This is a genomic window from Robertmurraya sp. DFI.2.37 (genome assembly GCF_029211245.1).
Lineage (GTDB): Bacteria > Bacillota > Bacilli > Bacillales > Cytobacillaceae > Robertmurraya > Robertmurraya methanolica_A.
The window spans coordinates 1-255 of record NZ_JARGEJ010000967.1; the positions used below are offsets into that span (position 1 = coordinate 1).

General features: G+C 39.6%; 1 pseudogene. It reads left to right on the forward strand.

Annotated elements, in window-relative coordinates:
• Window positions 1-79: 79 nt before the first annotated feature.
• Window positions 80-255: pseudogene (locus PZE06_RS29370) on the forward strand (ATP-binding protein); the annotation flags it as partial.

A 255-nucleotide genomic window follows, 5' to 3' on the forward strand; every position in this document is an offset into this window, starting at 1 on the left:
ATTCAGCAAAACATTCTGATATTAAGGCCTCTACCCGTTCTTTAAATGCGTATACAAGCATTTTAGGAGGTAGAGCATGATAAATAAGACTGTGCATGAATTACAAAACCAATTTCGTCAGTTACGTTTATCAGAGACTGCGGAGGAGCTGCCACAGCTTCTTCGCACAGCTGAAAAAACATCATGGACCTACTTGGAATTCTTAGAATCTATCACAAGATACGAATTAGCAAAACGTGAAGCGAAGAGCCTTGA